The sequence below is a fragment of the Paramesorhizobium salinisoli genome (assembly GCF_003335045.1).
Classification (GTDB): domain Bacteria; phylum Pseudomonadota; class Alphaproteobacteria; order Rhizobiales; family Rhizobiaceae; genus Paramesorhizobium; species Paramesorhizobium salinisoli.
Map to the genome: position 1 here is coordinate 1 of NZ_QOZG01000056.1, position 3,590 is coordinate 3,590.

Genomic DNA, 3,590 nt, shown 5'->3' on the forward strand with positions numbered 1-3,590 from the left:
AGGTTCGGCCACATGGTGCGATTGGCAACAAGGTGCCGATCTCGCTGATGAAATCGGGAGGCGCAACCAGCCCGCCTCCCTGAAGGGAAGCCGGAAAACTCCAGCCTCCGCTGGTCCAAATTTGGGGCGGTTCAATAAATGGAAAATTCCAGTTCCAAATGGCCTAATTTAACGGGAGCACGTCAAAAGCATCGCCGACTATCTGCCCGACGCGCGCTGGCAGCGCTGCGTGGTTGGGCTGTTGAAGAAGTTCTAGGTATCTGATTGAATTGAGTAGTCGTTGATTCTCTGGAGCTTCCACGATGCTCGGCCGTAAGGAACACGATCAGCTGGAACTGTACATGTGCGGTTCGCTTCGGGATCTGTTCCCGGACAATCACTCGTTGGTCAAGGTCGATCGAGTTCTTGACCTCTCCTGGCTACACGAAGAGGTGGCTGAGCTTTATGCGGCGGGCTTCGGCCCCACCCGGCATCGACTCATTTGGTCATCGTCGCGATGCTATTCAACGGCTCTCATCAGAGCCGTGGCTGAGCCATCGTAATGGGAAGACGGTTTTCGAGCTCGTTTTGGCGTCTGCGCGTGCACAAGTGGGTTCATTCACATTGCGGGGACATGGAACACGCACTTGAACGATCGTACCATGATCAGGCTTGCTGTCGATCGTAAGTTTACCTCCAAGAGTAGAGATCATCTCGGCACAACTCGTGAGGCCCAGTCCTAAATGCTTCCCCGCCTTTGTTGAAAAGAACGGAATTGTCGCTTTCTTCATAATATCCGGTAGCATTCCAACGCCGTTGTCTTCTACTTCTACGATGAGATGGGAGCGGTTGCCGAAATAGCGGCGTTTGATGGAGGTGCGGATAACAATATTTGGGTTCTTTCTACCCTTGACGGCCGTTTCGGCATTCTGAACGAGTTCGTTAATCATCATCTGGAACTGCGTTTTCGGAACGAGTAGCTGTGTTGTTTGAAGGCCAATTTCTAGTTTGACGATATCTGCGCGGCCCTTGATGACCTTGTGCAAAACTCTGCCCAGTGGTTCGGATTCTGGATTGCGCTCCGAATAGGCGATAGACAGCAACCCATCATTGATGGCTTCCAGTTCACTTGCCGTACTGCGCGCGGCGTTCAACAGCTCGTCTCCGGGGCAGGTTGAGCCGGTGTTGGCCAGGAACAGTCTGAGGGCAGTAACACGTGATCGCGTCATGTGGGCGAACAGGGATGCAAAAGAGCGCAGATGCTGATTGCGGCGGCTGGCGCAGACATACCGTTGATGTATGATCAGGTAGAAGGTTGCGAATAATCCGAGTCCCAGCGCGAAAATGAACCAATTGCGCGATGCGTCGATATTGATCTTCGCAGTCTCCTGCAACCCCGCGCTGTGGTTAAGGACAGCACTCGATATTTGGTAGATCTCCTGTTCAAGCTCTGCCATATAGTCTAAAATTTGCTGATAATTGGACCGGGCAGCAACGGTGGTATCAAGCTTCTGTTTAATAGCCTGATTAAGGTATTCAAGCCGCTTTATATCGCTTGGCGAAAGAAAACGATCAACGTAGGAGAGCGATAGCAACTGTTTGATGTTGAACCTTAGAAGCATGACTTGCCGATCGATGTCCGGATCAAGTTCACCGGATTGGCTGGCAATTCGGATGTAGCTGGTGGCCCGCAGCAGCCGTTCGCGAATCTGTGATGCTCCCCATTGAATCTCATATGATTCGCTGAGAGCATTTTCGGTATTGCTTCGATACTGTTCCGACCGAAGAAACGTCCAGGTGCTGATGACCAAAGCCAATGCCAGCCCGACATACGGTAAAATACCAAGAACTCGGTTATTGTTCGGTTTCATCAAGCTGGCCGGATCAACACTGGAAAAAAGACCCAGATAGAATTGCGAGTTGGTGTGTATGCGCTCGGCAGACGGTTAGCTGGCCAGACCATAAAAATGGGTCCTTTCTCAAGCATGCCGATTGGTCGCAGCTCCTGGCCCGCCTTGCATAGTCCGTCCATGCGGTCTCCGTCGGTACATTTGCATTCCACGGCCAAGATGGGGTCGTAGGTCCGGATCTCGTCCATACGAATCTCGGAAATGAAATCGTCGTAGGCGATAACTTTTATGGCCCGGCTATCCAGAATTCCGGCTCTCGCCAGAACGTCAATAAGTCGCGGGCCACGAAAGAGGGTTTTTTGACCTTCCTTCATCCAGGGCGTATGCGTATCGTAGGTTTGTTGGGGAAAGTCGGTTTTCAGTTGCTCGATCGTGAAAGTATGGGAAACGCCTGAAGTGGTGTTTTCAACTGTCAGCAAATTGGGGTTATAGGCGGCCTGTGTCGGCCAACTGGCAAGGATGAGGGCAAGAGCTAAGCCGAGGCCCAATCCAAGAACAGAGTACCGTATCGAGGCCCACTCTTTAATAGAGGGCATGGTGCAGAGGGAAAATATGCTCTGTACCAAAAAGCTTTGCCTATTGAAGCAGATCGCGTTCATGATCTTTAATGTCCAGGCAAATTGTTGATTTTGTGACGCATAGTTGTCCCATTGATGTCTGTCGATGCTATTGGCATTCCGCGTTTATGCCGGCGATGATGCCTCCATCGAGGACAAGTTACTCCATTTCGAACCTCATCTTGGCGGCCCCGGTTAGTCACGAGGGCACGTATTTGCGACAGATTCAGGGAGCGATGTCATCGCCATGGTGCAAGTCGTTTAGAGAAGAACATCAGCAGGCAAAAAAATAGGGGTGATGGCACCCCTATTTTTTTGCCACAAATCGCGCGTTTAATGCCCAAAGTAATATGGAGGACATTTCATGGATCGAGCACTTGTTGTCGAAGACCATGACCTGATGCGATTGGCTCTGATAGCTGAAGTGAAGGCGAGCGTAGACGACTGTCTCGTAATAGGCGCCCAGACGCTGGAAATCGCATCTGAGCAGTTGAGTGATCAGGTATTCGATCTCATTATCATAGATCCCGGCCTTCCGGGGTTTGATCCCATGTCACGCAACGATCGGCTGGAGGTCGTGGAGAAAATTATCGCGTCTTCCCCGAAGGCCGTTCACGTGGTTGTCTCTGGATCGGACACACTTGCCGAAGCTGAGGAATTTAGAAAAATCGGTGTCGCTGGATATGTCGGGAAAACCGGGTTCACACGCGGCGTGTTGGCCGGCGTTCTGCACAATATTGCGACCAATGGATTTTCGATGCGGCTCTCAAAGCCAGTGATGGAAGCACCGGATCTCCATTATTCGGGGCTCACGCCGCGGGAACAGGAGATCGTGGACCTGATGGCTTGTCGTGAACGCGGCGTAAGACGGAAAACGATTTACGAAGAAATGGGTGCTCGTTGTGAGATAAGTGTCTGCACCGTGGAGAAATATTACAAGCAGGCGCGCGCAAAACTTCTCAGACGTGGACGCATCCCTAGGGGGTTTTAGATCTTAATCACCATCTTTCGACAAGATGACCTGCCACTGAACTTTCATCCAGCGGCGATTAGAGCCTCGGCGGTTTTCATTACGCCACTTGGCGCGGTGGGAGCAACCGGCGAAAACGCGTAGCCTTCATCTTGCGCAGCGTTGGAGCCGGTT

At 51.7% G+C, this 3,590-nt stretch carries 3 protein-coding genes and 1 pseudogene; 2 read left to right on the forward strand and 2 right to left on the reverse strand.

What is annotated here, in order from left to right; translation table 11 throughout:
* Positions 1–302: 302 nt before the first annotated feature.
* Positions 303–461 (forward strand): annotated as a pseudogene (locus tag DUT91_RS27070) (IS5/IS1182 family transposase); the annotation flags it as partial.
* Positions 462–503: 42 nt separating this feature from the next.
* Here DUT91_RS27070 and DUT91_RS24605 read toward each other — a convergent pair.
* Positions 504–1,850: a sensor histidine kinase gene (locus DUT91_RS24605; RefSeq protein ID WP_114443010.1), complete on the reverse strand. Its 1,347-nt coding sequence runs from the start codon at positions 1,848–1,850 to the stop codon at positions 504–506.
* The gene (locus tag DUT91_RS24610) at positions 1,850–2,488 is read right to left on the reverse strand and encodes a putative pterin-binding protein (protein ID WP_114443011.1); all 639 of its coding nucleotides are present in this window, start codon (positions 2,486–2,488) and stop codon (positions 1,850–1,852) included. Before DUT91_RS24610 ends, DUT91_RS24605 begins: the two co-directional genes overlap by 1 nt.
* Positions 2,489–2,810: 322 nt before the next feature.
* Here DUT91_RS24610 and DUT91_RS24615 point away from each other — a divergent pair, with 322 nt between their 5' ends.
* Positions 2,811–3,437, forward strand: coding sequence for a response regulator (locus DUT91_RS24615; protein WP_114443012.1), 627 nt, complete (start codon positions 2,811–2,813; stop codon positions 3,435–3,437).
* The last annotated feature ends 153 nt before the right edge of the window (positions 3,438–3,590 follow it).